The sequence below is a fragment of the Knoellia sp. B-D-2 genome (genome assembly GCF_057714695.1).
This window is the reverse complement of record NZ_CM173189.1, coordinates 3,492,281-3,516,655: the sequence shown is the minus strand read 5'-3', so window position 1 is coordinate 3,516,655 and position 24,375 is coordinate 3,492,281. Positions and strand designations below refer to the sequence as shown.

General features: G+C 71.9%; 22 protein-coding genes. 17 read left to right on the top strand and 5 right to left on the bottom strand.

Annotated elements, in window-relative coordinates; translation table 11 throughout:
• Positions 1–8: 8 nt before the first annotated feature.
• The 3 genes from AC3EU2_RS16665 to AC3EU2_RS16655 form a co-directional block, all read right to left on the bottom strand.
• Positions 9–1,184 (bottom strand): IS30 family transposase, encoded by a 1,176-nt coding sequence (locus AC3EU2_RS16665; protein ID WP_488176163.1) that lies wholly within the window; start codon positions 1,182–1,184, stop codon positions 9–11.
• A 395-nt stretch (positions 1,185–1,579) separates the two neighbouring features.
• Positions 1,580–3,319, bottom strand: a complete 1,740-nt coding sequence (locus AC3EU2_RS16660; RefSeq protein WP_488177395.1) for a DUF349 domain-containing protein — start codon at positions 3,317–3,319, stop codon at positions 1,580–1,582.
• 2 nt (positions 3,320–3,321) lie between these two features.
• Complete coding sequence (locus AC3EU2_RS16655; protein WP_488177394.1) at positions 3,322–4,119, bottom strand: peptidylprolyl isomerase; 798 nt, start codon at positions 4,117–4,119, stop codon at positions 3,322–3,324.
• A 57-nt stretch (positions 4,120–4,176) separates the two neighbouring features.
• On the opposite strand from AC3EU2_RS16655, the gene AC3EU2_RS16650 reads away from it, so the two are divergent.
• Positions 4,177–4,878: an MBL fold metallo-hydrolase gene (locus AC3EU2_RS16650; RefSeq protein WP_488177393.1), complete on the top strand. Its 702-nt coding sequence runs from the start codon at positions 4,177–4,179 to the stop codon at positions 4,876–4,878.
• Positions 4,875–6,239 (top strand): histidine--tRNA ligase, encoded by a 1,365-nt coding sequence (hisS, locus tag AC3EU2_RS16645; protein WP_488177392.1) that lies wholly within the window; start codon positions 4,875–4,877, stop codon positions 6,237–6,239. Before AC3EU2_RS16650 ends, hisS begins: the two co-directional genes overlap by 4 nt.
• Here the strand turns inward: hisS and AC3EU2_RS16640 are convergent.
• Positions 6,202–6,813: a hypothetical protein gene (locus AC3EU2_RS16640; protein WP_488177391.1), complete on the bottom strand. Its 612-nt coding sequence runs from the start codon at positions 6,811–6,813 to the stop codon at positions 6,202–6,204. The genes hisS and AC3EU2_RS16640 overlap by 38 nt on opposite strands.
• Before the next feature lie 56 nt (positions 6,814–6,869).
• On the opposite strand from AC3EU2_RS16640, the gene ald reads away from it, so the two are divergent.
• Genes ald through der form a run of 10 tightly spaced genes read left to right on the top strand, consistent with a single transcriptional unit; the run spans position 6,870 to position 16,434 of the window.
• Positions 6,870–7,985 (top strand): alanine dehydrogenase, encoded by a 1,116-nt coding sequence (gene ald, locus AC3EU2_RS16635; RefSeq protein WP_488177390.1) that lies wholly within the window; start codon positions 6,870–6,872, stop codon positions 7,983–7,985.
• Complete coding sequence (gene xerD, locus AC3EU2_RS16630; RefSeq protein WP_488179507.1) at positions 7,982–8,902, top strand: site-specific tyrosine recombinase XerD; 921 nt, start codon at positions 7,982–7,984, stop codon at positions 8,900–8,902. The genes ald and xerD overlap by 4 nt, the downstream gene beginning before the upstream one ends.
• Positions 8,903–8,959: 57 nt before the next feature.
• Positions 8,960–9,904: a ParA family protein gene (locus tag AC3EU2_RS16625; protein ID WP_488177389.1), complete on the top strand. Its 945-nt coding sequence runs from the start codon at positions 8,960–8,962 to the stop codon at positions 9,902–9,904.
• A gap of 4 nt (positions 9,905–9,908) precedes the next feature.
• On the top strand, positions 9,909–10,832 hold the full coding sequence (locus AC3EU2_RS16620) for a segregation and condensation protein A (protein WP_488177388.1): 924 nt from the start codon (positions 9,909–9,911) through the stop codon (positions 10,830–10,832).
• Positions 10,825–11,472, top strand: a complete 648-nt coding sequence (gene scpB / locus AC3EU2_RS16615) for an SMC-Scp complex subunit ScpB (RefSeq protein WP_488177387.1) — start codon at positions 10,825–10,827, stop codon at positions 11,470–11,472. Before AC3EU2_RS16620 ends, scpB begins: the two co-directional genes overlap by 8 nt.
• Positions 11,469–12,392 carry a pseudouridine synthase gene (locus tag AC3EU2_RS16610; protein ID WP_488177386.1) on the top strand — a complete coding sequence of 308 codons (924 nt, stop codon included), beginning with the start codon at positions 11,469–11,471 and terminating at the stop codon, positions 12,390–12,392. Before scpB ends, AC3EU2_RS16610 begins: the two co-directional genes overlap by 4 nt.
• 11 nt (positions 12,393–12,403) lie before the next feature.
• On the top strand, positions 12,404–13,501 hold the full coding sequence (locus tag AC3EU2_RS16605) for a prephenate dehydrogenase (RefSeq protein WP_488177385.1): 1,098 nt from the start codon (positions 12,404–12,406) through the stop codon (positions 13,499–13,501).
• Between the two features lie 23 nt (positions 13,502–13,524).
• Positions 13,525–14,241, top strand: coding sequence for a (d)CMP kinase (cmk, locus tag AC3EU2_RS16600; protein ID WP_488177384.1), 717 nt, complete (start codon positions 13,525–13,527; stop codon positions 14,239–14,241).
• Entirely contained in the window at positions 14,238–14,921 is a 684-nt protein-coding gene (locus AC3EU2_RS16595; RefSeq protein WP_488177383.1) for a lysophospholipid acyltransferase family protein, read from the top strand. The genes cmk and AC3EU2_RS16595 overlap by 4 nt, the downstream gene beginning before the upstream one ends.
• Positions 14,922–14,952: 31 nt before the next feature.
• Positions 14,953–16,434 (top strand): ribosome biogenesis GTPase Der, encoded by a 1,482-nt coding sequence (gene der / locus AC3EU2_RS16590; protein ID WP_488177381.1) that lies wholly within the window; start codon positions 14,953–14,955, stop codon positions 16,432–16,434.
• Between the two features lie 23 nt (positions 16,435–16,457).
• Here the strand turns inward: der and AC3EU2_RS16585 are convergent, their stop codons facing one another.
• On the bottom strand, positions 16,458–17,432 hold the full coding sequence (locus AC3EU2_RS16585; RefSeq protein ID WP_488177380.1) for a sugar-binding transcriptional regulator: 975 nt from the start codon (positions 17,430–17,432) through the stop codon (positions 16,458–16,460).
• 76 nt (positions 17,433–17,508) lie between these two features.
• Between AC3EU2_RS16585 and AC3EU2_RS16580 the strand changes: the two genes are divergently transcribed.
• The 5 genes from AC3EU2_RS16580 (at position 17,509) to AC3EU2_RS16560 (ending at position 23,446) form a co-directional block, all read left to right on the top strand.
• Positions 17,509–18,342, top strand: coding sequence for an SDR family NAD(P)-dependent oxidoreductase (locus tag AC3EU2_RS16580; protein WP_488177379.1), 834 nt, complete (start codon positions 17,509–17,511; stop codon positions 18,340–18,342).
• Between the two features lie 115 nt (positions 18,343–18,457).
• Positions 18,458–18,841: a response regulator transcription factor gene (locus tag AC3EU2_RS16575; protein WP_488177378.1), complete on the top strand. Its 384-nt coding sequence runs from the start codon at positions 18,458–18,460 to the stop codon at positions 18,839–18,841.
• The gene (locus tag AC3EU2_RS16570; RefSeq protein ID WP_488177377.1) at positions 18,838–19,950 is read left to right on the top strand and encodes a HEAT repeat domain-containing protein; all 1,113 of its coding nucleotides are present in this window, start codon (positions 18,838–18,840) and stop codon (positions 19,948–19,950) included. The genes AC3EU2_RS16575 and AC3EU2_RS16570 overlap by 4 nt, the downstream gene beginning before the upstream one ends.
• Positions 19,947–21,404 carry a glycosyltransferase family 2 protein gene (locus AC3EU2_RS16565; protein ID WP_488177376.1) on the top strand — a complete coding sequence of 486 codons (1,458 nt, stop codon included), beginning with the start codon at positions 19,947–19,949 and terminating at the stop codon, positions 21,402–21,404. Before AC3EU2_RS16570 ends, AC3EU2_RS16565 begins: the two co-directional genes overlap by 4 nt.
• Complete coding sequence (locus AC3EU2_RS16560; protein WP_488177375.1) at positions 21,401–23,446, top strand: ATP-binding protein; 2,046 nt, start codon at positions 21,401–21,403, stop codon at positions 23,444–23,446. The genes AC3EU2_RS16565 and AC3EU2_RS16560 overlap by 4 nt, the downstream gene beginning before the upstream one ends.
• The last annotated feature ends 929 nt before the right edge of the window (positions 23,447–24,375 follow it).

Sequence of the window (24,375 nt, the reverse complement as noted above, 5' to 3'; positions counted from 1 at the left end):
CAAGGAAGTCACGCAACACCGTTGGCGATGTTCGCAGACAGTAGTTCGTTGAGCATCTCGGCTGGGGTTTTGAAGGCGTGGCGTTTGCGGGGTCTGGAGTTCAGTTCGGCGGCGATGTTGTCGAGCATCCCGGGCCCGTAGAAGCTGAGGTCGCTACCTTTGGGCAGGTACTGGCGCAGCAGCCCGTTGGTGTTCTCGTTCGTGCCGCGCTGCCAGGGCGAGTGGGGGTCACAGAAGTAGATCTCCAGACCGGTGGCTTCGGCGATCTGGGCGTGACGTGCCATCTCGCTGCCCTGGTCCCAGGTCAGCGACCGTCTGAGCTGTTCAGGCAGCGTCAGCATCTTGGCCACCAGCGCGTCCTGCACGGCCAGGGCGCCGTGGTTGTCGGGCAGGTGCAGCAGCATCGTGAAGCCGGTGGTGCGCTCCACCAACGTGCCGACCGCGGACGCCGAGGCGGTGGAGCCGAGGATGAGGTCGCCTTCCCAGTGTCCGGGCACCGCGCGGTCCTCGACCTCGGGCGGGCGCGAGCTGATCATCACCATGTCCGGGATCCGCGCGCGGCGCTCACCCTCGCGGCGGCGTGGTCGGCGCATCGACCGGCCGGTGCGCAAGCACGCGGTCAGCTCCCGCTTGAGACCACCACGGGCCTGGATGTACAGCGACTGGTAGATCGTCTCGTGCGACACCCGCATCTCCGGTTCGTCGGGGAAGTCGACCTTCAGTCTTCCAGCGACCTGTTCCGGGCTTTCGTGCCGCTCCAGCCTGGCCTGGACCTCCCCACGCAGCCGGAGATTGGTGGCCAGCTTCGCCGCGCGAGGAGCCGTGCGGCCACGATCGACTGCGGCTTGGGCCACCGAGGGACGGTAGCCGCGCCTGGTCGCGCCCCGAGCCAGCTCGCGGCTGATGCTGCCCGGATCACGCCCCAGCCGGCGGGCGATCTCCCGTACCCCGCGGTCGGCATGGACCAACGCCGCGATCTCCTCCCGCTCCGAGAACGACAGGTACCGGCCAACCGGGGCGGCAACAGACGTGGGTTTCACCCCGCCAGCCTCCCGGAAGATGCGACTGGCCCACCTGTACGACAGCCCCGTCAACCCGCCCGCATCCTCCACGCTCAACCCGTCCCGGATCCCAGCCCAAAACCGGCGATCCAGCTCCCGCGGCGCCCTCGGCCGACCCCTCATGACAAACAACTCCTCGTGATCGAGGTGTTGCGTGACTCCCTTGAACCCGCCTCGGGCAAACCCGACGTATTGCGCATTCCGGTCAGGCAAACCCGACGTATTGCGCATACCGGTCGGATCTCTTGAGGTCGCCCGGCCCGGAGTGGTCGCAATGCGCCATCAGTCCGGGGGGCGTCCGCCGACGCTCCCCGACGAAGCGGCTCGCGAGCCGCTCAGTGCCTCGCAAGCCTCATCGAGCCGGCACAGGACGGTAGTCCCGGCTCGCGAGCCCTCATCTCGAACCGACGTCTTGCGCATTCCGGTCACCGCGGAGGCCGACCGGCTCGCTGCGGTGTGAACGGAATACGCAATAGGTCGGATTTGCTAGGTCGGGATGCGCAATAAGTCGGGGGGCGTCAGGCGCCGAACTCGTCGTTTGCGGCCTCGGCCTGCTTGAGCCAGACCTGCTGGGACTCGAGGCGGGCCGTGAGGTCCTTGACCTTCTTGTCGTTGCCGGCGGCGGTCGCCTTCGCGAGGTCGGCCTCAAGGGTCTCGATCGAGGACCGGAGCTGGGTGACCATGGAGTTGGCCCGGGCCGCGACCTCGGGGTTCGAGGACTTCCATTTCTTGTCCTCGACCTCGCGCACGGCGGTCTCGACGCGACGCATGACCTTCTCGGTCCGCTCGATGTCGGCGCGGGGCACCTTGCCGGCGGCGTCCCACTTGTCCTGGATGACCCGCAGCGCCGACTTGGCGGACTCGAGGTCGGTGACGGGAAGGATCTTCTCGGCGTCGACCATGAGCCCCTCCTTGACGGCGAGGTTGGCCCGGAACTCCTCCTCCTCGGCGGCCGACACCTCGTCCTTGGCGTTGAAGAACGCGTCCTGTGCGGCCTTGAAACGCTCCCAGAGGGCGTCGTCCTCGGCTCGCGAGGCACGGCCGGCCTGGCGCCACTGATCCATGAGGTTCTTGAACGCGCGGGCTGTGGGACCCCAGTCCTTGCTCGCCGACAGCGCCTCGGCCTCGCGGACGAGCGCCTCCTTGGCGGTGCGGGCGTCGGCGCGGGAGGAGTCGAGCTGCGCGAAGTACGTGCGCCGGCCCTTGTCGAAGTGGTTGCGGGCGTGGCTGAAGCGCTGCCACAGCGACGTCTCGGTCGGCTTGTCGAGCTTGACGCCGGCGCGCTGGTGCCCCTTCCACTGGTCGAGGAGGGCACGCATCCGCTCGCCGCTCTGCTTCCACTGGGTCTGCTCGGGGTTTTGGGCCGCGATGGACTCGGCCTCGGCGACGATCGCCTCCCGCTCGGCCGCGGCCGCGACGCGCGCCTCGGCACGGGCCGCCTGCTCGGTCTCGCGCTTGGTGGCCAGGCCCGCCTCGATGGCGGCGACGGTGGAGTCGAGGGCGGCGAGGTCGCCGACGACCTTCGCCTCCGCCACGTGCTCCTTGAGGGTCGCCAGACCGTCTGCGACCTCCTTGGCGGGCACGTCCGGGTTGCCGAGCCGCTGCTGGAGCAGGTCGGCGGAGGCGGCGATCTCGTCGTACTTGCGGGCGAAGTACTGCAGCGCCTCGTCGGGACCGGCGCCGGGGTACGAGCCGACTTCGCGCTCCTCGTCGCCGACGGTGACGAAGACGTGGCCCTCGTCGTCGACGCGGCCGAAGCGCGCGGAGTCGGAGTGCTGGTGGACGGGGGCCGCCACCGGGGGAGCGGGGCGGGCGGCCATCCGGGAGGCCAAAGCGGCGGGAGAGGGCACCGCGGGGCGAGGCGTCGGCGCCGCCGGGGCAGCCGCGGGTGCCGGCTCCTCGGTAGCAGGCTCGGGCTCGGTGGCTGTCTCGACTGCTGCAGGCTCGGGCTCGGGTTCCGTGGCTGTCTCGACTGCTGCAGGCTCGGGCTCGGTGGCTGTCTCGACTGCTGCGGGCTCGGGCTCGGGTTCCGTGGTCGTCTCGACTGCCGCGGGCTCGGGCTCGGTGGTCGGCTCGACTGCGGCAGGCTCAGGTTCGGTGGCCGTCTCCGCCGCCGCAGGCTCCGTCGTGGTCTCGTTGGACGGCGTCGGCGTCGGCGTCTCGACCTCGGCGGTGGCCTCGGGCGCTGCCGCGGACTCCTCGGCGGGCACCTCCACGATCTCGTCCGCGGGGGTGTTGCTCGTCGTCTGGTCGCTCACGGCTATGCCTTCTTCTCAGTCACGGCAACCCGAAGGATGCTGATGGGTGCCTTGGGGGCACCGATGGTCTCCGACTCGCCGCCGGGTTCGACTCCCGCTGCGGCGACCTTGTCGACGATATCCAAACCCTGGGTGATCGTGCCGAAGATCGTGTACCCCTTCGCGTCGGGGAGCTTCGTCTCGCCGTTGACGAGGAAGAACTGGCCGCCGTTGCCCTTCTCGGGGTCCTGCGTGCGCGCCATGGCGACGGTGCCGCGGGGGTAGGTGCCGGCGGCAGGGGCGTTCTCGACTCCGAACCCGTAGCCCGGGTTGCCCTGCCCGGTGCCGGTCGGGTCGCCGCACTGGAGCAGCTTGAAGCCGTCGCCGACGCCGAGGCGCTGGCAGGGGGAGTTGAGCCAGTAGTCGGCCCTGGCCAGCTGGATGAACGAGGCGACCGCCTGGGGCGCCTTGGCGCCGTCGAGGTCGAGCACGATGTCGCCGCAGTTGGTGGTGAGCGTCGCCGTCCAGGTCGTCGCTTTGGCCGTCGCCTTGTCGGGCAGCTCGAGCTTCGCGGCCGTGCCCAGCGGCTGTGGTGGTTGCTCGCAGCCTGCGGCGTGCGGCTGTGCCGCGGCGGGCTCGGGGTCCGGCTCGGGCCTGAGTACCACGGCGAGGCCCGCGACGAGGCCGGCCACGACGATGCCGGTCCCGAGGATCGCCGTGATGCGCTTGGTGCGCTCGCGCCTCTCGGCCCGCAGGGCCAGGGTCTTCTGCTGCTTCTCCCACCGGCGCCGGGCCCGCTCGCGCTCCTGCTTCTTCGTCACCCGGGTGAGTCTAGGGAGCGGGTGCCGCCGCCGCGCACCCGACTAGGGTTGGGCCGCGTGCTGACCATCGCCTTCCCTGCCGCGGCCTTCGGGACCAACTGCTACGTCATCGCCCCCGCGGAGGGCGAGGAGTGCCTCGTCGTCGACCCGGGCATCGGCATCGAGGAGACGCTGCGCGAGGTTCTCACCGAGCACCGGCTCAAGCCCGCCGCCGTCCTGCTCACCCACGGCCACGTCGACCACGTCTACTCGGTGACACCGGTCTGCGGAGGTGACACCGCGGCATACATCCACTCCGACGACCGCTACCGCCTGACCGACCCCCTCGGGTCGGCGAGCCCCGGCCTCGTCGAGATGCTCGAGCAGCAGTTCGGCCGGGCGGCGACGTGGCAGGAGCCGAGCACCGTCGTCGAGGTGCACGACCGCGAGCGGCTCACCCTCGCCGGGCTCGACGTCGACGTCCTGCACGCGCCGGGCCACACCGAGGGCTCGGTGATGTTCGGGTTCGACCGGCTCCCCGACGGGGTCCGCGCCCCCGAGGAGCTCGACCGCACCATGGTCACCGGCGACGTCCTCTTCGCCGGCTCGATCGGGCGCACCGACCTGCCCGGCGGCGACGGGGCCGCGATGCAGCGGTCGCTGCGCGACGTCGTGCTGCCCCTGCCGGACTCGACGCTCGTCCTGCCCGGCCACGGGTCGGCGACGACGATGCGCCGTGAGCGGGGCACCAACCCCTACCTGCGAGGATTGGGCGCGTGAAGGTCACCAAGCTCAGCGGATTCCCCGAGTACCTCCCGGCCGAGCGGATCGTCGAGCAGCACTTCCTCGACGTCATCCGCGAGACCTTCGAGCTGCACGGGTTCACGTCGTTGGAGACGCGGGCCGTCGAGCCGGTGGAGCGCCTGCTCGGCAAGGGCGGCGACGCCGACAAGGAGATCTACGGCGTCACTCGTCTGGCCGACGAGGGCGCGCAGGGAGCGCAGGGCTCGTCGCGGGACGTCGCGCTCGGCCTGCACTTCGACCTCACCGTGCCGTTCGCCCGGTTCGTCCTCGAGAACGCCGGTCGCCTGACCTTCCCGTACCGCCGCTACCAGATCCAGAAGGTGTGGCGGGGCGAGCGCCCGCAGGAGGGCCGGTACCGCGAGTTCACCCAGGCCGACATCGACGTCGTCGACGTCGGCGAGCTCAGCGCCCACTTCGAGGCGGAGATGCCGCTGGTCATCGCCGAGGTGTTCGCGAAGCTGCCCATCGGGCGGATGACGATCCAGGTCAACAACCGCAAGATCCCCGAGGGCTTCTACCTGGGCATCGGCATCGAGGACGTCGCCGGGACCCTCCGGATCGTCGACAAGCTCGACAAGATCGGGCCCGACAAGGTCGCCGCGCTGCTGCGCGAGGCGGGACGCACCGACGAGCAGGCCGCGCAGTGCCTGGCCCTGGCGGCCATCCGCACCGAGGACCTCTCGTTCGTCGACCGGGTCCGCGCGCTCGGGGTGGAGCACCCCACCCTCGACGAGGGCCTCGACGCCCTGGCGGCGGTCATCCGCGCCGGGCTCGAGAACGCACCGGGGGCCATGGTCGCCGACCTCAAGATCGCGCGCGGCCTCGACTACTACACCGGCACCGTCTACGAGACCCAGCTCGAGGGTCACGAGTCGTGGGGCTCGTTCTGCTCCGGCGGCCGCTACGACGCGCTCGCCAGCGACGGGAGGACGACCTACCCGGGTGTGGGCATCTCCATCGGCGTCTCCCGGCTGCTCGGGCTGCTGCTCTCCCAGGGCCTCGTCACCGCCTCCCGCGCCACCCCCGCCGCCGTCCTCGTCGCCGTGGTCGAGGAGGACTCGCGGCGCGCCTCCGACGCCGTCGCCCGGGCGCTGCGGGCGCGCGGCATCCCCTGCGAGGTCGCGCCCACCGCGGCGAAGTTCGGCAAGCAGATCCGGTATGCCGACCGGCGCGGCATCCCGTACGTCTGGTTCCCCTCGGGAGACTCAGCACCGGCGTCCGTGGGGCAGGTCAAGGACATCCGCTCCGGCGACCAGGTCGACGCGGACCCGCAGACGTGGTCGCCCCCGGCCGAGGACCTCAGGCCGTCCGTGGGGGCGCCAGTCCCGAGTCCCTGAGCTCGAGCAGGGCGAGCGCCCTGATCGTGTCGCGCTCACCACGGCGCCACGCCCCGCTCGGGTCGGCCGACACCTTGGCCAGTGCCGCCATCGGCTGGTTGGCCATGGCCCGCAGGGCGAACAGGTCGAGGTCGTCGTCGGCGTCGATGAAGCGCTGCGCCGCGGAGGCCCGGCGCACGAACCGACCGCGGGCGACCACCCACCAGATCCCGACGATGAGGATCGGGACGAGGGCGGTGGTCCAGCCGATGAGCAGCGCCAGGCGCTCGACGGCGCCCACGAGGTCGGTGCCCGCCTGCTCGATGTCCGTGCCGGCACCGGCGGCCGAGCGGAACGGGCCGGCGATCCGGTCGTCGAGGAGCGGCAGGTCGTCCACGCCGTCCCCCGCACCCGTCATCTTCTCGCGGAAGCCGGCACCGGCACTCTCGAGCCGGCGGCCGGGCTCGGCCAGCGCCATCGTCACGTCGTGGACACGTCGCCCCACCCACGCCCACAGGGCGACCCATGCGAGGACCGAGAGGTCGGCGAGGATCTGGACGAGTCGTCGCCCGGGCAGGTCTGCATAGAGCTTCACGGCCCTAGACTCGCATCGCGGCAGACCCACCGCAGCCCACGACGAAGGAGTCACCGGTGCGCATCGGCATCCCCAGCGAAGTCAAGAACAACGAGTTCCGCGTCGGCATCACGCCTGTGGGCGTGCACGAGCTGGTGGGCCGGGGCCACGAGATCCTCATCCAGAAGGGCGCCGGCCTGGGGTCGTCGATCCCCGACGACGAGTTCGTGGCGCAGGGCGCCCGGATCGTCGACAGCGCCGACGACGTCTGGGGTGACGCCGAGATGGTGATGAAGGTCAAGGAGCCCATCGCCGAGGAGTACCACCGGCTGCGCGAGGACCTCACGCTCTTCACCTATCTCCACCTCGCGGCTGACGAGCGCCTCACGAAGGAGCTCGTCGCCAAGCGGACGACCGCGATCGCCTACGAGACGGTGCAGCTGCCGTCGGGCCTGCTGCCCCTGCTCTACCCGATGTCCGAGGTCGCCGGGTGCCTCGCGCCCCAGGTCGGTGCCTACTCGCTCATGAAGCCGCAGGGCGGCCGTGGCGTCCTCATGGGTGGCGTCGGCGGCGTCGCGAACGCCAAGGTCGTCATCATCGGCGCCGGCGTCTCGGGGCAGAACGCCGCCAACATCGCGCTCGGCATGGGCGCTGACGTCACGCTCCTCGACACCGACCTCGACAAGCTGCGGATGAGCTTCTGGCGCTACAACAACCGCGTCCACGGGCTCGCGTCGTCGACGCTGACGATCCGCCAGCAGGTCATGGAGGCCGACATGGTCATCGGCGCCGTGCTCGTCCCCGGCGCCAAGGCGCCCACCCTCGTCTCCAACGAGCTCGTGTCGCAGATGAAGCCGGGCTCGGTGCTCGTCGACATCGCCGTCGACCAGGGCGGCTGCTTCGAGGACACGCACGCGACGACCCACGCCGACCCGACCTACGAGGTCCACAACTCGATCTTCTACTGCGTCGCGAACATGCCCGGTTCGGTGCCGAACACGAGCACGTGGGCGCTCACCAACGCCACCCTTCCGTATGCCGTCCGGCTGGCCGAGAAGGGCTGGCTCGAGGCGTCGCGGGCCGACGAGTCGCTCGGCCTGGGCCTCAACACCCACGCCGGTGAGGTGGTCTACGCCCCCGTGGCCGAGGCGCACGGGCTCACCCACCGCGACGTGTCCGAGGTGCTCGCCTGAACGCGGTCGACCGCTCGGCCCGCGCCTGGCTGACCCACCTCGACGTCGAGCGGGGGGTGTCGGCCAACACGCTCACGGCGTACCGGCGTGACCTCGCCCGCTGGACGGCATACCTCGCCTCCATCGGGGTCGACGACCCCGCGACGGTGACCGAGCAGCACGTCACCGAGTTCCTCGCACGGCTGCGGGAGGGCGGCGAGGAGCACCCTCCGCTCGCGGCGAGCTCGGCGGCGCGCACCCTCGTCGCCGTGCGCGGGCTGCACCGGTTCCTCGCCCTCGAGGGCGACGTCGAGGCCGACCCGGCCGCCGCGGTGAGCCCGCCGCCGCCGCCGTCGCGGCTGCCCAAGGCGATCAGCGTCAGCGAGGTCCAGCGCCTGCTCGCCGCCGCGGCGGTGGGGGACACCCCCGCCTCGCTGCGGGACACGGCCCTGCTCGAGGTCCTCTACGGCACTGGAGCGCGCATCTCGGAGGCGGTGGGCCTCGACATCGACGACATCGACGTCGAGGCGGGCGTCGTGCGGCTGCAGGGCAAGGGCGGCAAGCAGCGGCTCGTGCCCCTGGGCTCCTACGCACGGGACGCGCTCACGGCATACCTCGTGCGGGGGAGGGGGACGTTCTCCGGCAAGGGGAGGGGGACGCCCGCGATCTTCCTCAACCAGCGCGGCTCACGCCTGTCCCGCCAGAGCGCCTGGTCCCTCCTGCGCGCCGCGGCCGACCGTGCGGGGCTCTCCGGCCACCTGTCACCGCACACGTTGCGGCACTCGTTCGCGACGCACCTGCTCGAGGGCGGCGCCGACGTGCGGGTCGTGCAGGAGCTGCTGGGCCACGCGTCGGTCACGACGACGCAGGTCTACACGCTCGTCACGGTGCAGCAGCTGCGCGAGGTCTACGCGCAGAGTCACCCTCGTGCCCGCTGATAAGGTCGTCCCGATCAGCGGGACGCTGACCGCCTGTACGCCAGTTCCGGGAGAGAGATGGATTCGTCAGACATCGACGCCGTGGTGACCACCGTGGATGACCCCACCGACACCGCGAGCCGACACGGACACCTGCCCGGGACGGAGAACGCCGGCAACGGCACGCTCGGCCCCACCGGCCGTCCTCTTCCCCACTTCCCCGAACCCCCGCCGCTGACCGGCCACGGCCCGGCGCGGGTCATCGCCATGTGCAACCAGAAGGGTGGCGTCGGCAAGACGACGACGACCATCAACCTCGGGGCCACCCTCGCCGAGTACGGCCGGCGCGTCCTCCTCGTCGACTTCGACCCCCAGGGCGCGCTCTCGGTGGGCCTCGGCATCCCCGCGCACCAGCTCGACGTCACCGTCTACAACCTGCTCACGGAGCGGGGCCACGACGTCCGCGACGTCATCCAGAAGACCAAGGTCGAGAACCTCGACGTCCTTCCCGCCAACATCGACCTGTCGGCGGCCGAGGTGCAGCTCGTCGGCGAGGTGGCCCGCGAGCAGATCCTCGCGCGGGTGCTGCGCCCTGTCCTCGACGACTACGACGTCGTCCTCATCGACTGCCAGCCCTCGCTCGGCCTGCTCACGGTCAACGCGCTGACCGCCGCGCACGGCGTGCTCATCCCGCTCGAGTGCGAGTTCTTCGCCATGCGCGGCGTCGCCCTGCTCGTCGAGACGATCGAGAAGATCACCGACCGGCTCAACCCGCGCCTGCAGGTCGACGGCATCCTCGCGACGATGTACGACGGCCGCACCCTCCACTCCAAGGAGGTCGTGGCCAGCGTCGTCGAGCACTTCGACGAGCGGGTCTTCCACACCGTCATCAGCCGCACGGTGAAGTTCCCGGACGCTTCGCTCGCGGCGGAGCCGATCACGACCTACGACTCGACCCACAAGGGCGCCGGGGCGTACCGCCAGCTGGCCAGGGAGCTCATCGCTCGTGGCGGAGCAGCCTGACACCATGACCGACGCCCCCGGCGGAGTCATCACCCGACGGGCGGCGACGACCGCGTTCGAGGTCCACCTGGACGTCTTCTCCGGCCCGTTCGACCTGCTCCTCGGCCTCATCTCCAAGCACAAGCTCGACATCACCGAGATCGCGCTGGCCAAGGTGACCGACGAGTTCATCTCGCACATCAAGACCGAGCAGGCCAAGGGCGGCGACGTCTGGGACCTCTCCCAGGCCTCGGAGTTCCTCCTCGTCGCCGCGACCCTGCTCGACATCAAGGCCGCCCGGCTCCTGCCCCAGGTGGGTCCCGAGGACGAGGACGACCTCGCGCTCATCGAGGCCCGCGACCTGCTCTTCGCCCGGCTGCTCCAGTACCGCGCGTTCAAGGACATCGCGAGCACCTTCGGGGAGCGCATCGCCGCGGCCGGCCGGATGACCGCACGCCAGGCCGGCCTCGAGCCGCAGTTCGCCAAGCTGCTGCCCGAGCTGGTCATGACGATCACCCCGGAGCAGCTGGCGATGATCGCCGCCGGCGCCCTCGCCCCGAGGATCCCCGACACCGTCGGCCTCGGCCACCTGCACGCCCCCACGGTGAGCGTGCGCGAGCAGGCCACGATCATCGGGGAGCGCCTGCGCCGCGAAGGGGTCGCGTCCTTCCGCACCCTCGTGCGCGACGCCGACAACACCCTCGTCATCGTGGCCCGCTTCCTCGCCCTGCTCGAGCTCTTCCGCGAGTCCTCGATCGCCTTCGAGCAGGCCGAGGCGCTCGGCAAGCTCACCGTCCGCTGGACCGGACCGATGGAGGGCGACATCGAGGTCGAGGACGAGTTCGACGACGACGTCGTGCCGCCCGAGGACGCAGCCCCGCCCGAGGACGCGCCCGAGCCCGACGACCCCGCACCGCCCACCGATCAGCGAGAGGCTGACCATGACTGATGCACCCGCGCCCGCGCCGGAGCTCCTCGACGAGGGGGTGGTCGAGGACGTCCCGCAGGACCAGCTCGCCTTCGACGTCGACGACTTCCCCGGAGGCCGCACGAGCGCCATCGAGGCGGTGCTCATGGTCGTCGACGAGCCGGTCACCGAGCTCGCCCTCGCCTCCGCCCTCGAGATCCCCGTACCCGACGTCGAGGCGGCCCTCGCCGCGCTCGAGGAGGGGTATGCCGCGCAGCAGCGGGGCTTCACCCTGCGCCACGTCGGCGGTGGCTGGCGCATCTACAGCCGACCCGACTTCGCACCCGTCGTCGGCAAGTTCATCCTCGACGGCCAGCAGGCCAGGCTCACGCAGGCCTCGCTCGAGACCCTGGCGGTCATCGCGTACCGCCAACCCGTGTCACGCTCTCGGGTGGCAGCGGTGCGCGGCGTCAACGTCGACGGCGTGATCCGCACGCTCCTCTCCCGGGGGCTCATCGAGGAGCGGGGTTCGGACGAGGAGTCGACCGCGACCCTCTACGGCACCACCCCCTACTTCCTCGAGCGGCTCGGCCTGCAGTCCCTCGATGACCTACCCGCCCTTGCTCCCTACCTTCCGGAGGTCGACGTGCTCGACGAGATCGCAGAGAGTGGCCGGTCATGACACCGCCACCCAGCCGACGCGGCGGACCCGCGAAGAAGCCGTCCGGTGGACGGGGCCGGGGCACCACGCCCGGCGGCCGTGGTGGCCGCGGCGCGGACAGCCCGGCCCGTCGCCCCAGCGGCATCGGCACGACGAAGGCCAGCCAGCCGACGCAGCTGCCCCCACGGCGTCCCGTCAAGCCGATCGACGTCCACGACCCGGACGGTGTCCGGCTCCAGAAGCTGCTCGCCGCAGCCGGTGTGGGCTCACGCCGCGTGTGCGAGCAGATGATCGCCGACGGTCGGGTCGAGGTCGACGGCCAGGTCGTCACCGAGCTCGGCGTCCGGATCAACGCCGAGCAGGTGGTGCACGTCGACGGCGTGCGGGTCACCCTCGACGAGTCGCGGGTCTACCTCGCCTTCAACAAGCCGCTCAACGTCGTCACGTCGATGAACGACGACCTCGGGCGGATCGACATCGGCGACTACTTCGGTGACCGCAAGGAACGGCTCTTCCACGTCGGCCGCCTCGACGCGGACACCGAGGGCCTGCTCCTGCTCACCAACGACGGCGACCTCGCCCACCGGCTGCAGCACCCCAGGTACGGCGTCCTCAAGACCTACCTCGCCCAGATCCGTGGCCCGGTCCCGCGCGACCTCGGCAAGCGGCTGCGTGAGGGCGTCGAGCTCGACGACGGTCCCGTCGCGGTCGACTCCTTCCGCGTCGTCGACTCCCAGCCCGGCAAGGCGATCGTCGAGGTGATCCTCCACGAGGGCCGCAAGCACATCGTGCGCCGGATGCTCGCCGAGGTCGGCTTCCCGGTCCTCTCCCTCGTGCGCACCCAGGTCGGCCCGATCCGGCTCGGCGACACCAAGCCGGGCAAGTTCCGCCGGCTCACCAAGGGCGAGGTCGGCGAGCTCTACTCCGCGGCGGGGATGTGACCGACGGGTCGGTGCCCGCCCGCGTCCACGTCATCGGCACCGGTCTCATCGGCACCAGCCTCGGCCTGGCGCTGACCCGGGCCGGGCGCGTCGTCACGCTCGAGGACATCTCCTCGACCAACGCCGCCCTCGCGCGCGACCTCGGTGCCGGATCCCTGCCGTATGCCGGTGACGCACCCGCCGGGGCCGGTCCCGACCTCGTCGTGGTCGCCACGCCACCCGACGTCACCGCGGCCACGGTCGCGGCGGCGCTGGAACGGTGGCCGGAGGCGTGCGTCACCGACGTCGCCTCCGTCAAGGGGGCGGTGATCGACGGGCTGCGTTCCCGTGGAGCCGACCTCACCCGCTACTGCGGCTCGCACCCCATGGCGGGACGGGAGCGCAGCGGCGCCGTGTCGGGACGCCACGACCTCTTCCACGGGCGGGCCTGGGTGATCAGCCCGACGGTCGAGACCGCCGACGCGGCGGTCGACCTCGTCCGGTCGGTCGCGACGTCCGTCGGCGCGGCCGTCGTGACCCTCGACCCGTCCGAGCACGACGCCGCGGTCGCCTCGGTCTCGCACGTGCCGCAGCTCGTCGCCAGCCTCGTCGCCGCCCGGCTCGAGCACCTCGCCGACTCGTCGGTGGCACTGGCCGGGCAGGGGCTGCGCGACGTCACCCGCATCGCGGCGAGCGACCCGCACCTGTGGACCCAGATCCTGTCGGGCAACGCCCACGCGGTCCGTGACGTGCTCGCGCTCCTGGCCGCCGACCTCGAGGGGGTCATCGGCGCACTCGACGCCCTCGGCACGGACACCGACGCGCCGGGCGCCCGCGGCACCCTCGCGCGGGCCATCGCCGCGGGCAACGCCGGCCACGCGCGCATCCCCGGCAAGCACGGTGCCGCGCCGACGGCATACACCACCGTCCGCGTCCTCATCCCGGACGAGCCGGGGCAGCTGGGTCGCCTCTTCGCCGACGTCGGCGCGACCGGCACCAACATCGAGGAGTTCCACCTCGACCACGGTCTCGGCCAGGCCTTCGGTCTCGCCGAGATCGACGTCGTGCCCGGATCCGCCGCCAGCCTCGCCGACGGGCTCGAGCAGCGTGGGTGGCGGCTGCACGGCTGACCGTCGGCCCTAGGCTGGCCGCCATGACTCGCGAGACCGACTCCCTCACCATCGCCATCGACGGACCCTCGGGGTCGGGGAAGTCGAGCGTCTCGAAGGCGGTCGCGAGCCGGCTGGGCATCGGCTACCTCGACACGGGCGCCATGTACCGCGCGCTCACGTGGTGGTGCGTGGACCGGGCGATCGACCTCGGCGACCACGCGGCCGTCGCGGACGCGGCCGCCGACCTGCCGCTCGACCTCTCGGCCGACCCCGAGGCGCAGCGCGTCGTGGTCGACGGCACCGACGTCACGGACAAGATCCGCTCGACGGCGATCAGCGCCGAGGTCTCCAAGGTCGCCACCAACACCGCCGTGCGGCCGATCCTGCAGCAGGCCCAGCGCGACCGCATGGCCGCGATCACGGCGGAGACCGGCGGTGTCGTCGCCGAGGGCCGCGACATCACGACCGTCGTCGCACCGGACGCCCTCGTGCGGCTGCTCCTCACGGCAAGCGAGGACGCGCGGCTGCGTCGCCGCTCGGCCGAGGTCCACGGCAGCGCCGACGAGCACGCGATCGCGGCGACGCGCGACCAGGTGCTGCGGCGGGACCGCGACGACTCCGCCGTCTCGCAGTTCACCGTCGCGGCCGACGGTGTCGTCACCGTGGACACCTCCGACCTCGACTTCGACGAGAGCGTCGAGGCGGTCCTCGCCGTCGTCGCCTCGGTCGCCGGGCACGCGTCCACCGACGTCCCGTGACCGCCCGGCCGCCCGCCGCGTGGCGGGCGACGGCGGGACGGGTGGTGAGCCGGACCCTCGTGCGGTCGCTGTACTCCGCCGAGGTCCACGGTCGCGAGCACGTCCCGGCCACGGGCCCGGTGGTCCTCGCCGCGAACCACACGGGCTACCTCGACGGAGCCGTCGTCCACGGACTGTCCCCCCGGCCCGCCCACTTCCTCGTGCTCGCGTCGACGTTCGAGCGGGGGATCGGCCCGGTCCTGCGCCACAGCGGACAGATCCCCCTCGTGCAGGGCACGGGCTCCCGCCTGGCCCTGATGACCGCGCTCGGCGTGCTGGAGCGCGGGGGAGTGGTGGGCATCTTCCCCGAGGGTGGGCGCGGCCGCGGCGACCTGGCCCGGGCCGAGAAGGGGGTGGCCTGGCTCGCCGTCCAGAGCGGGGCGCCCGTCGTCCCCGTCGCCTGCCTCGGCACCCGCGCCACCGGAGCGCTGGCCGACTCGTGGCCCCGGCTGCGCAGCCGTCTCGTGGCCGACTTCGGTGCGCCGGTCGTCATCGCCGAGGCGGACGGCACACCCGGCCGGGTCCGGCTCGACCGAGCGGCGGAACAGCTCCGCACGGCCCTCGCGGACCACGTCGCCGCGGCGAGCGCGCGGCACGGCATCGCCCTGCCGACGGACGTCCCGCCCGACCTCTGGGACTGAGCACCACGTCGGCTGGGGGAGAATGGGTGGTATGAACACCCCCGAGACCGACCAGACCGTGACCGACGACGGGTCGCTGGACGAGTCCGTCACGCATGCGCTGCGGGCCGGCCTGGCCGAGTTCGAGCTGAGCGACGAGGACCTCGCGCTCGTCGAGCGGGGCGACGACGCGGTCGGTCACGAGGAGCCCGAGGGGCCCCTCCCGGTGGTCGCCGTCGTCGGCCGCCCCAACGTCGGCAAGTCGACCCTGGTCAACCGCATCATCGGCCGCCGTGAGGCCGTCGTCGAGGACGTCCCCGGTGTGACCCGCGACCGCGTCGCCTACGACGCCGAGTGGACCGGCACCCGCTTCACCCTCGTCGACACCGGTGGCTGGGCCATCGACGCCAAGGGGATCCACCTCCGGGTCGCCGAGCAGGCCGAGATCGCCGTCGAGCTCGCGGACGCCGTCCTCTTCGTCGTGGACGCCGTCGTCGGCGCCACCGACGACGACGCCGCCGTGGTCAAGCTGCTCCGCCGCTCCGGCAAGCCGGTCATCCTCGTCGCCAACAAGGTCGACGACCAGCGCACCGAGGCCGACGCCGCCGCCCTGTGGAACCTCGGCCTCGGTCAGCCGTGGCCGGTCTCGGCACTCCACGGCCGTGGCAGCGGCGACGTCCTCGACGCCGTCGTCGACGTCCTGCCCGACATCTCCGCCGTCGGCGCCTACCGGCCCGGGGGCCCGCGCCGCGTCGCGCTGCTGGGTCGGCCCAACGTCGGCAAGTCCTCGATGCTCAACAAGCTCGCCGGCAGCGAGCGCGTCGTCGTCGACGAGGTCGCCGGCACGACCCGTGACCCGGTCGACGAGTTCATCGAGCTCGGCGGCACGACGTGGCGCTTCGTCGACACCGCCGGCATCCGCCGCCGGGTCCACCAGACCCGCGGGGCCGACTTCTACGCCTCGCTGCGCACCCAGACGGCCCTCGAGAAGGCCGAGGTCGCCGTCGTCCTCGTCGACGCCTCCGTGCCGATCACCGAGCAGGACATCCGGGTCGTCCAGCAGGTCGTCGACTCCGGGCGGGCCCTCGTCATCGCCTACAACAAGTGGGACCTCACCGACGAGGAGCGTCGCCACTTCCTCGAGCGCGAGATCGAGCGTGAGCTCGTCCAGATCCCGTGGGCGCCGCGCGTCAACGTGTCCGCCTCGACCGGTCGCCACATGGACCGCCTCGTGCCGGCGCTCGACACGGCGCTGGAGTCGTGGGACACCCGCATCCCGACCGGTCGGCTCAACGCCTTCCTCGGCGAGATCGTCGCCGGGCACCCGCACCCCGTCCGCGGCGGCAAGCAGCCCCGCATCCTCTTCGCGACCCAGGCCTCGACGCGGCCCCCGCGCTTCGTGCTGTTCGCCTCCGGGTTCATCGAGGCGGGCTACCGCCGGTTCGTCGAGCGCCGGATCCGCGAGGAGTTCGGCTTCGAGGGCACGCCCATCGAGGTGTCGGTCCGGGTGCGCGAGAAGCGCTCGCGTCGCTGAGCCCGCTCAGGGGCTCAGCCCGCTCAGCCCCGTCGCTCGGCGTCGTCGAGGAGCCGCTGTGCGAACTCGGTGTGCGTCACCAGTGAGGTGAGGTAGCCGCCCCGGATCCCCGCGGCGGCCGCCGGCACCTTGTCGAGACCGTAGGCGACCCCGATGACCTCCGGGACGCGCCGGAGCTGGGCTGCGCTGATGCCGATGATCCGTCGGCTCACGGGGGTCTCGACGGGCACGCCCTGCCCGTCGAGGAGCACGCCCGAGAGGTCGGCTCGCACACCGCACTGCCGCACCGCCTGCTGCTCCTGCGCGGTGAGGGCGTCGTGGAGCGTGGAGCTGGGTGGGTCCCACCCCCCGACCCCGACCACGGCCGTCGTGACGGTCGCGAACCGGGCGACCGCCTCCGCGACCGCGGGCTCCCGGTAGAGCCCCAGTGCCGTCTGCTCGTCCCCGACGACCATGGGTGCGTAGAAGACCGACGCGGGGGCGCCGACGTCCCGGGCAATGCTCCGCACGACGTCGACCGAGCTCGGCTCGACGTCGGGGCGGGACAGTGCCCCGGTCAGCTGGACCACCCGAGCCGCCTGCAGGCCACGGAGGTGGGTCGCCATCGCCAGCACGACCCGGGCCCAGCCGATCCCGAGGACGTCGTCCACCGTCGTGATCCGGGTGAGGAGGTGAGCCGCAGCCGCCCCGAGCTGGTCCCGGGTCTGCGTGTCGTCGCCGTGCGGGACGTGGGCGACGACCGCGTGGGTCAGGCCGAACCGGTCGCGCAGCCGCCGGCCGAGCTCCAGCTCGAGCGCGCCGACTCCGGCCACGGTGATCCGCACGAGGCCGCTGCTGCGCGCCAGGTCGAGGAGGCGTGCGACCTTGAACCGCGTCACCCCCAGCTCCTCGGCGATCTGCACCTTGGAGCGGTCCTCGAGGTAGTGCATGCGGGCGACGCGGGCGGCCACGATGGCCTCGACCGGGCCGGAGAACGGTGCGTGGGGTGGCGCTGCCATCGGTCCTCGCTCGTCTCGTGCCGACTCTTGACACCGAGCGTAACGTTTGAGCGTTCGCGGTGGTGCCGGTGCTCACATGAGCCCCGGCGCGTGGGCCGTGAACCGGTGGACCGCCTACGACCCCCACGGTGAGGACAGTGACATGAACGCGATGGACCGCTTCAGCCTCGACGGCCGGGTGGCCGTCGTCACCGGCGGCACCCGAGGGCTCGGGGAGGGGTTCGCCGCGGCACTGGCCGACGCGGGGGCCTCGGTGATGCTCGTCGGCCGCGACGCCGAGCGGGGCCGCCACGTCGCCGACGGCCTGTCCGCGCGCGGCCTCGACGCCGACTTCACGCGAGCCGACGTCACCGTCGCCGACGACGTGACGCGCACGCTCGAGTCCACCCTCGAGCGGTTCGGCCGGGTCGACGTCCTCATCAACAACGCCGGCGCCTGCGTGCACGCCCCGGCGCTCGAGGTCACCGACGAGGACTGGCGCCACGTCATGGACGTCAACCTCGACGCGGTGTGGCGGTGCGCCCGCACGTACGGCCGCCACTTCGTCGCCCAGCGCTCGGGGGTCATCGTCAACATCGGCTCGATGTCCGGTCTCGTCGTCAACCGCCCCCAGTGGCAGCCGGCATACAACGCCTCGAAGGCCGCTGTGCACCACCTGACCCGAAGCCTGGCCGCGGAGTGGGGCCCCTCCGGGGTGCGCGTCAACGCCCTCGCTCCGGGCTACATCAAGACCGACATGTCCCCCGTGGACGAGCCCCGGTTCCGCCGGCACTGGATCGAGGACGCGCCGATGCAGCGGTACGGCTCCGTCGAGGAGCTCGCCCCGGCCGTCGTCTTCCTCGCCAGCGACGCGTCGAGCTTCGTCACCGGCTCCGTGCTCGTCGCCGACGGCGGCTACACCGCGTTCTGAGCCGCATCTCGGCGGCGACGGCCACGTGACCCGGTCGTCGGCGCGGCGCCTCCCTGCCGGGCGCGAAAGACTAGTCAATGGCTATATTCTGATGGTCCAAGGGAAGGGGCCATTCGTGTCATTGACAGCCGTGCAGGTCGTCGTCGCGGACGACGACGACGACATCCGGGACCTCGTCGAGCTCAAGCTCACCCAGTCCGGGTACCACGTCCGCGCCCGCGCCAACGGCGTCGACGCTCTCGAGGAGATCCGACGGGACCCGCCGCAGCTGGCCGTGCTCGACGTCATGATGCCGGGACTGTCCGGCATCGACGTCCTCCGCGAGATCCGCGCCGACGAGGCCCTGCGGGACGTGCGGGTCGTGCTCCTCACCGCCCGCTCCCGCGACACCGACGTCGACATGGGGTTCTCGACCGGTGCCGACGACTACCTCATCAAGCCGTTCAGCCCGCGTGAGCTCGTGCACCGCGTCGGGGCGCTCATCGCACGCTCCGGGTGACCGACCAGCAGACCCTCGCCCAGGGCTTCGTCGACGAGGTCCTCGTCGGCGTCCTCCTGCTGTGCGTCGTCCTCGCGCTCGTCGTCATCGTCAGCAGGCTCCGGATCCAGCGCAACGCGGCCGTCACCGCGGCACGGCTCGCACCGTTGCGGCCCTTCCTGCTCGCCGTCGCCGCGGGGGAGGACGAGTCCGGCGAGGCCGGCCGCAGGCTGGTCGCCGACCGCACCGCGGGGTCGGTGCTCGACCGCTCCGTCGTCGACCTGCTCACCAAGGTGCGGGGCGCGCCGGCCGACGACCTCGTGGGCGTCCTGCGTGAACGGCACGGCGTGTCGACGGCGCTGGCCTCCCTCGACGCCACCTCCAGCGTGCGCCGCGCCCGTGCCACCCGCACCCTCGGTCTGCTGCGCGACCCGTCCCTCACCACCGAGATCGTCCGCATGCTCGACGACCGCTCCGCCGAGGTGCGCATCGTGGCCGCACGCTCCGTGGGCGCCCTGGGTCCGCGCGCCGGGTCGTCGGCCGCGGGTGCGGTCCTGCGGGCCGTGCGCCCACGACGCTCGGGTCCGGGGGTGCCCGCGACGGTCGCGATGGGGACGCTCACCCAGCTGGGCGTCGAGGCCGAGTCGGCCGTCCACGACGGGCTGGAGGACGCCGACCCCGGCGTCCGCAACGTCGCCGCAGCGGTCGCCGGGCACAGCCTCTTCCTCGGCTGCACGGCCAGGCTGGCCGAGCTGGCGGCCACGGACCCGGACCGGACCGTCCGGGTCAGCGCGACCGAGGCCCTGGGCGCCGTCGGCCGGCCGGACGACGTGGCCGCGATCTCGGGCCTGCTCGCCACGGACGAGCCACCCACTGTCCGTCGCGCCGCGGCGCGGGCGCTCGGTGAGCTGGGCGGGCCCGACGCGGTCGACGCCCTCGTGTCGGTGCTCGCGGACGACGACCGCTTCCTTGCCGTCACCTCGGCGTCCGCACTCGCCCAGACCGAGGAGGGGCGCAGCGCGCTCCGCCGCACGTCGGTCGACGAGGGCGCGCCCGAGGCTGCGCGGTCCGCGGTGAGGGGCACCGTGCAGCTGATGGATCTGCGTGACCTGGATCGAGCGCGAGGATGAGCCCCGACGAGATCGTCCCGGGGATGCGCGAGGTGGTCGTCGACCTCCTGGCGACGATGCAGTGGCCGATCCTCATCTACTTCGTGCTCATCAACACGTCCTACCTCGTCTTCATCGCGCTGGCGGCGTGGGACTTCGTGCACCACCTGCGCCGGGTGGAGCAGACCGGCCGTCAGGAGCGGGTCGCCAGCGAGTTCGTCCCCTCGGTGACGGTCGTCGTCCCGATGTACAACGAGGCCGCCGGCATCGTCCAGTCCGTGCAGTCCCTGCTCTCGCTGCGGTACCCGCACCACGAGGTCGTGTGCGTCGACGACGGCAGCACGGACGGGACCTTCGCCGAGCTCGAGGCGGCCTTCGACCTCGTCGAGGTCGACCGCGAGATCCCCCGCGAGCTGCCCGTGCGGGCGCAGCTGCTGTCGGTCCACGTGCCCCGCAACGGTCGGACGCCGCTGACGATCATCCGCAAGGCGAACTCGGGTCGCTCCGACGCCGTCAACCACGGCATCAACGCCGCGTCCGGAGAGCTGGTCGTCTTCGTCGACGCGGACTCCATCCTCGACCCCGACGCCCTGCTCACCGTCACCGTCCCGTTCGCCGACGACCCGACCCGGGTGGTGGCCGCCGGCGGCGTCATCCGCGCCGCCAACGGCAGCCGGGTGGTGGCAGGTCGGCTCGTGGAGCCGCGGATGCCCCGCCAGCTCCTGCCGCGGATCCAGGTCGTCGAGTACCTCCGCGCCTTCCTCATCGGACGGGCGGGCTGGTCCCGGCTCGGTGCGCTCGTCCTGATCTCCGGAGCGTTCGGCGTCTTCCGCCGTGACGTGCTCGTCGAGGTCGGCGGCCTGGACACCGAGAGCATCGGCGAGGACTTCGAGGTCCTCATGCGGGTCCACCGGCACCTCCGCCGGGAGGGCCGCGACTACCGGGTGCAGTTCGTGGGTGAGCCGGTGTGCTGGACCGAGGTCCCGTCCACGACGAAGGTCCTCAGGAAGCAGCGGGCCCGGTGGCACCGTGGCCTCTGGGAGACGCTGTGGAAGTACCGGCACATGATGCTCAACCCGCGCTACGGGCGGGTCGGGATGCTCGCCGTCCCGTACTACTGGCTCTTCGAGCTCATCGCCCCGCTGCTCGAGTTCGGGGGCCTGCTGCTCGTCGTCCTGGGTCTGGCCCTCGACGTCGTCAACGTGCCCTTCGCGATCCTCTTCATGCTCGTCGCCTACGGGTACGCGATCCTCGTCACGCTCGCCGCCATGACGCTGGAGGAGATGACGTTCCGCAAGTACCCGCGGTGGCGCGACCTCGGCGTCATGCTCGTGGGCGCCGTGGCCGAGAACCTCGGCTACCGCCAGCTCACCGCCTGGTGGCGCCTCCAGGGCTGGTGGTCCAGTCTGCGCGGCCAGAAGCAGGTCTGGGGAACCATGACCCGGGTCGGACTCGGCGAGAAGGCGGAGCCGTGAGCACCAGGGGTGCGCTGACGGTGACCCAGCGGCTGCGCCGGCTGGTCTTCCTGCTGGTCGGGCTCATGCTCCTCGCCCTGGGCGCGGGCACCGTGGCGGTGCTCGGTGCCTACCGCCAGGTCGACGACCTCGCCACGCTCAACGGACCGGCGGCGGACGCCAACGCGTCCATCCTCCAGACGTTGACGGACGCCGAGACCGGGTTGCGCGCGTACGACGGGTCCCGTGACCAGGTCCTGCTCGAGCCGTTCAACGGCGCGCAGACGAGAGCCGAGGCGCAACAGGAGTCGCTGCGCCGGGCGCTCGCTCCCGAGCTCCCGCTGTGGTCGGAGAGGCTGACCGCGCAGGACCGGGCGATCACCGCGTGGTGGGAGTACGCCAACGGATCCCGGGCAGCCCTCGCCTCGCAGGGCACGCTCGACTTCCGGGCGGGCAAGCGGGTGTTCGACGAGGTGCGCCGGGCCAACGCCGCGATCGGGCAGGACCTCACGGCGCAGCGCATCGCCGCCCGCGAGGCGTCCACCGGACAGCTCCGGGACGCCATGGCCCTGCTCGTCGGGGGAGCACTGGGCGCGGCGCTCATCGCCCTGTATGCCGGGGGGCGCATCGCGCGGTCGCTGACGGTGGCCATCGACGCGGTGCGCCAGGTCGTGCACGCCCAGAGGATGGGGGACCGCACCGCCCTGGCGCGGGAGACGGCGGGGCCGCGTGACGTGAGGGAGCTCGCCGCCGACTTCAACCACCTGACCGAGACCACCCGCTCGCTCGAGGCCGACCAGCGGGACGCCATCCGGATGCAGGAGGTGACCCTTTCGCTCGCCACCCGGTTGCGCGGCCGCGTCCAGCCCGACGAGGCCCTGGCGACCACGGCGCGGACCCTCGCAGAGGCGACGTCGACGACGGCCGCGATCTTCACTGCGGAGCTGGAGGACGGCACCGGGGACGGCCGGTGGCGACTCGCGGCGTGCTGGCCGGAGGACGCTCTCGACGAGTCGCGCGTCGTCCTCGTCCCCCCGGTCTCACGGGAGAGCATCGCCCGGGGCCACTGGGTGTCCGGAACCCTCCTGGAGAGCGAGGACCTCGCCCACGACGAGGTGCGGACGCAGCCGTTCATCGCGAGCCTGGCCGAGCAGCTGCCGCTCGGTGCCTTCCTCGGCACACCGCTCGGCGTGGGGGACGGCGTCATCGGGGGCATCCTGCTCATCTCGGCGACGGCACGACGGTGGACGCCTCACGAGCGCACCGCCCTCCAGCAGGCGACCGCCTACACCGCTCGGAGCTTCCTCACCGGCGAGCGGGTGCGGCAGCAGGTCGAGCACGTCGCGCGCCTGGAGTCACTGGACCGGCAGAAGGACGAGTTCGTCGGCACGGTGAGCCATGAGCTGCGCACGCCGCTGACCTCGATCGCCGGCTACCTCGAGATGCTCGCCGACGGCGACCTCGGCGAGGTGTCCCCGGCGCAGCACAAGGCGCTCACGGTGATCGACCGCAACACCGTCCGCCTGCGCGGTCTCATCGAGGACGTCCTGGTCCTCAACCGGATCGAGACCCGCGGACTGGATCCCAGCTTCGTCCCGGTCGACATCAGCGCGGTGGTCCGCGACGTCGTCCAGGACCTGCAACCGCAGGCGTCGGGCAATGCGGTCAGCCTCGACGTGGTCTCGATCCCGGGGTCGTGCACCGTCGAGGGCGACCCGATGCAGCTCGGCCGCGCGCTGACCAACGTCATCGGCAACGCAGTGAAGTTCTCGCGGACCGGCGGCACCGTCTCGGTCGCTGCCGTCGTCGAAGCCACCCGCGTGCGCATTCAGTGCCGGGACGACGGGATCGGGATTCCCGCCGCCGACATGGAGCGGATGTTCTCCCGGTTCTTCAGGGCGAGCAACGCCACGGCGAGCGCGATCCCCGGCACGGGCCTCGGGCTGGCGATCGTCCAGGCAATCGTCGAGGCCCACCACGGTGAGCTCGAGCTGCACTCGGTCGAAGGCGAGGGCACCACCGTCGTCCTGGTCCTGCCGCTCTCCACCCGTGACGAGCCCTGAGCCAGGACGTCGTCGGTCGACCTCAGATTTCGGTGTAGATGCCGGGGCTGAGACATCGGGTGGCCGTAGAGGATCAAGGGAGGTGCCATCACTTTCTTGGGGACGCCAAACAGAGACGAGTCACCGAACACTGGCAGCGGCCCCGGGTGGTGCACGCAAGGGTCTCAAGCGCGATCGAGCTTTCGCCGGGGATGCTCGTCGACTTCCCCCCACGGTCGAGGTCGACGGTGTCGTTCCCATGGGAGCCTGACGCTCCACCCTCCCAGTCAGGCCCCCTGTATCCAGGGGCCCGCATGACAACTTGGGGCTCCCATCGGGCTGCTCCGCGTGGCTCAGGACGCGGCCGAAGGCCTGTACCGCCTGGTCGATGCCGCCTCAGGGTTGGGCAGATCCCATGGGCATCAGCGGGCAGAACTCGTGACCGTCACCGGGCGCGTCCCGCTCCGCCCTGGGCACAAACCAATAACCCTTGACACTTAGGGATCGTTACCTTGTTGGTGACGACGAGCGGACTGCGCTCCCTTCCGAGTCTCGTCGCGTGAGCGTTCACTGCGACAGATTCACTCGACGATGCCCGCCCGCAGCCGCGTCACGTTTGTCCCGGAACCATCGGATCGAGCCCGTCCACGCGACCCGCTCCGCGAGCACAGTCGCCGGCATGTCCGGGGTCTCCTCCAGCAGCGCCCGCACCCGGACTCGAACACGGTGAAGGTTGTCGGCGTCGGAGACCTCTCATTCCGAGGTGGCGAATCCGAGGCGACCGCCTTCACCACCGTCGTCGGCGAGATCCCCAAACCGCTCGGCGATCCGCGCCTACGGCACCCTCCGTCGCCAGCCTCCTGATGAGCGCCCAGTCCGCGAAGGTGATCACTCTCCAATCGTCGTGTGTTCACTTCTCACCGCCGAATTGTTCAGCTTTCGAGCGCCGT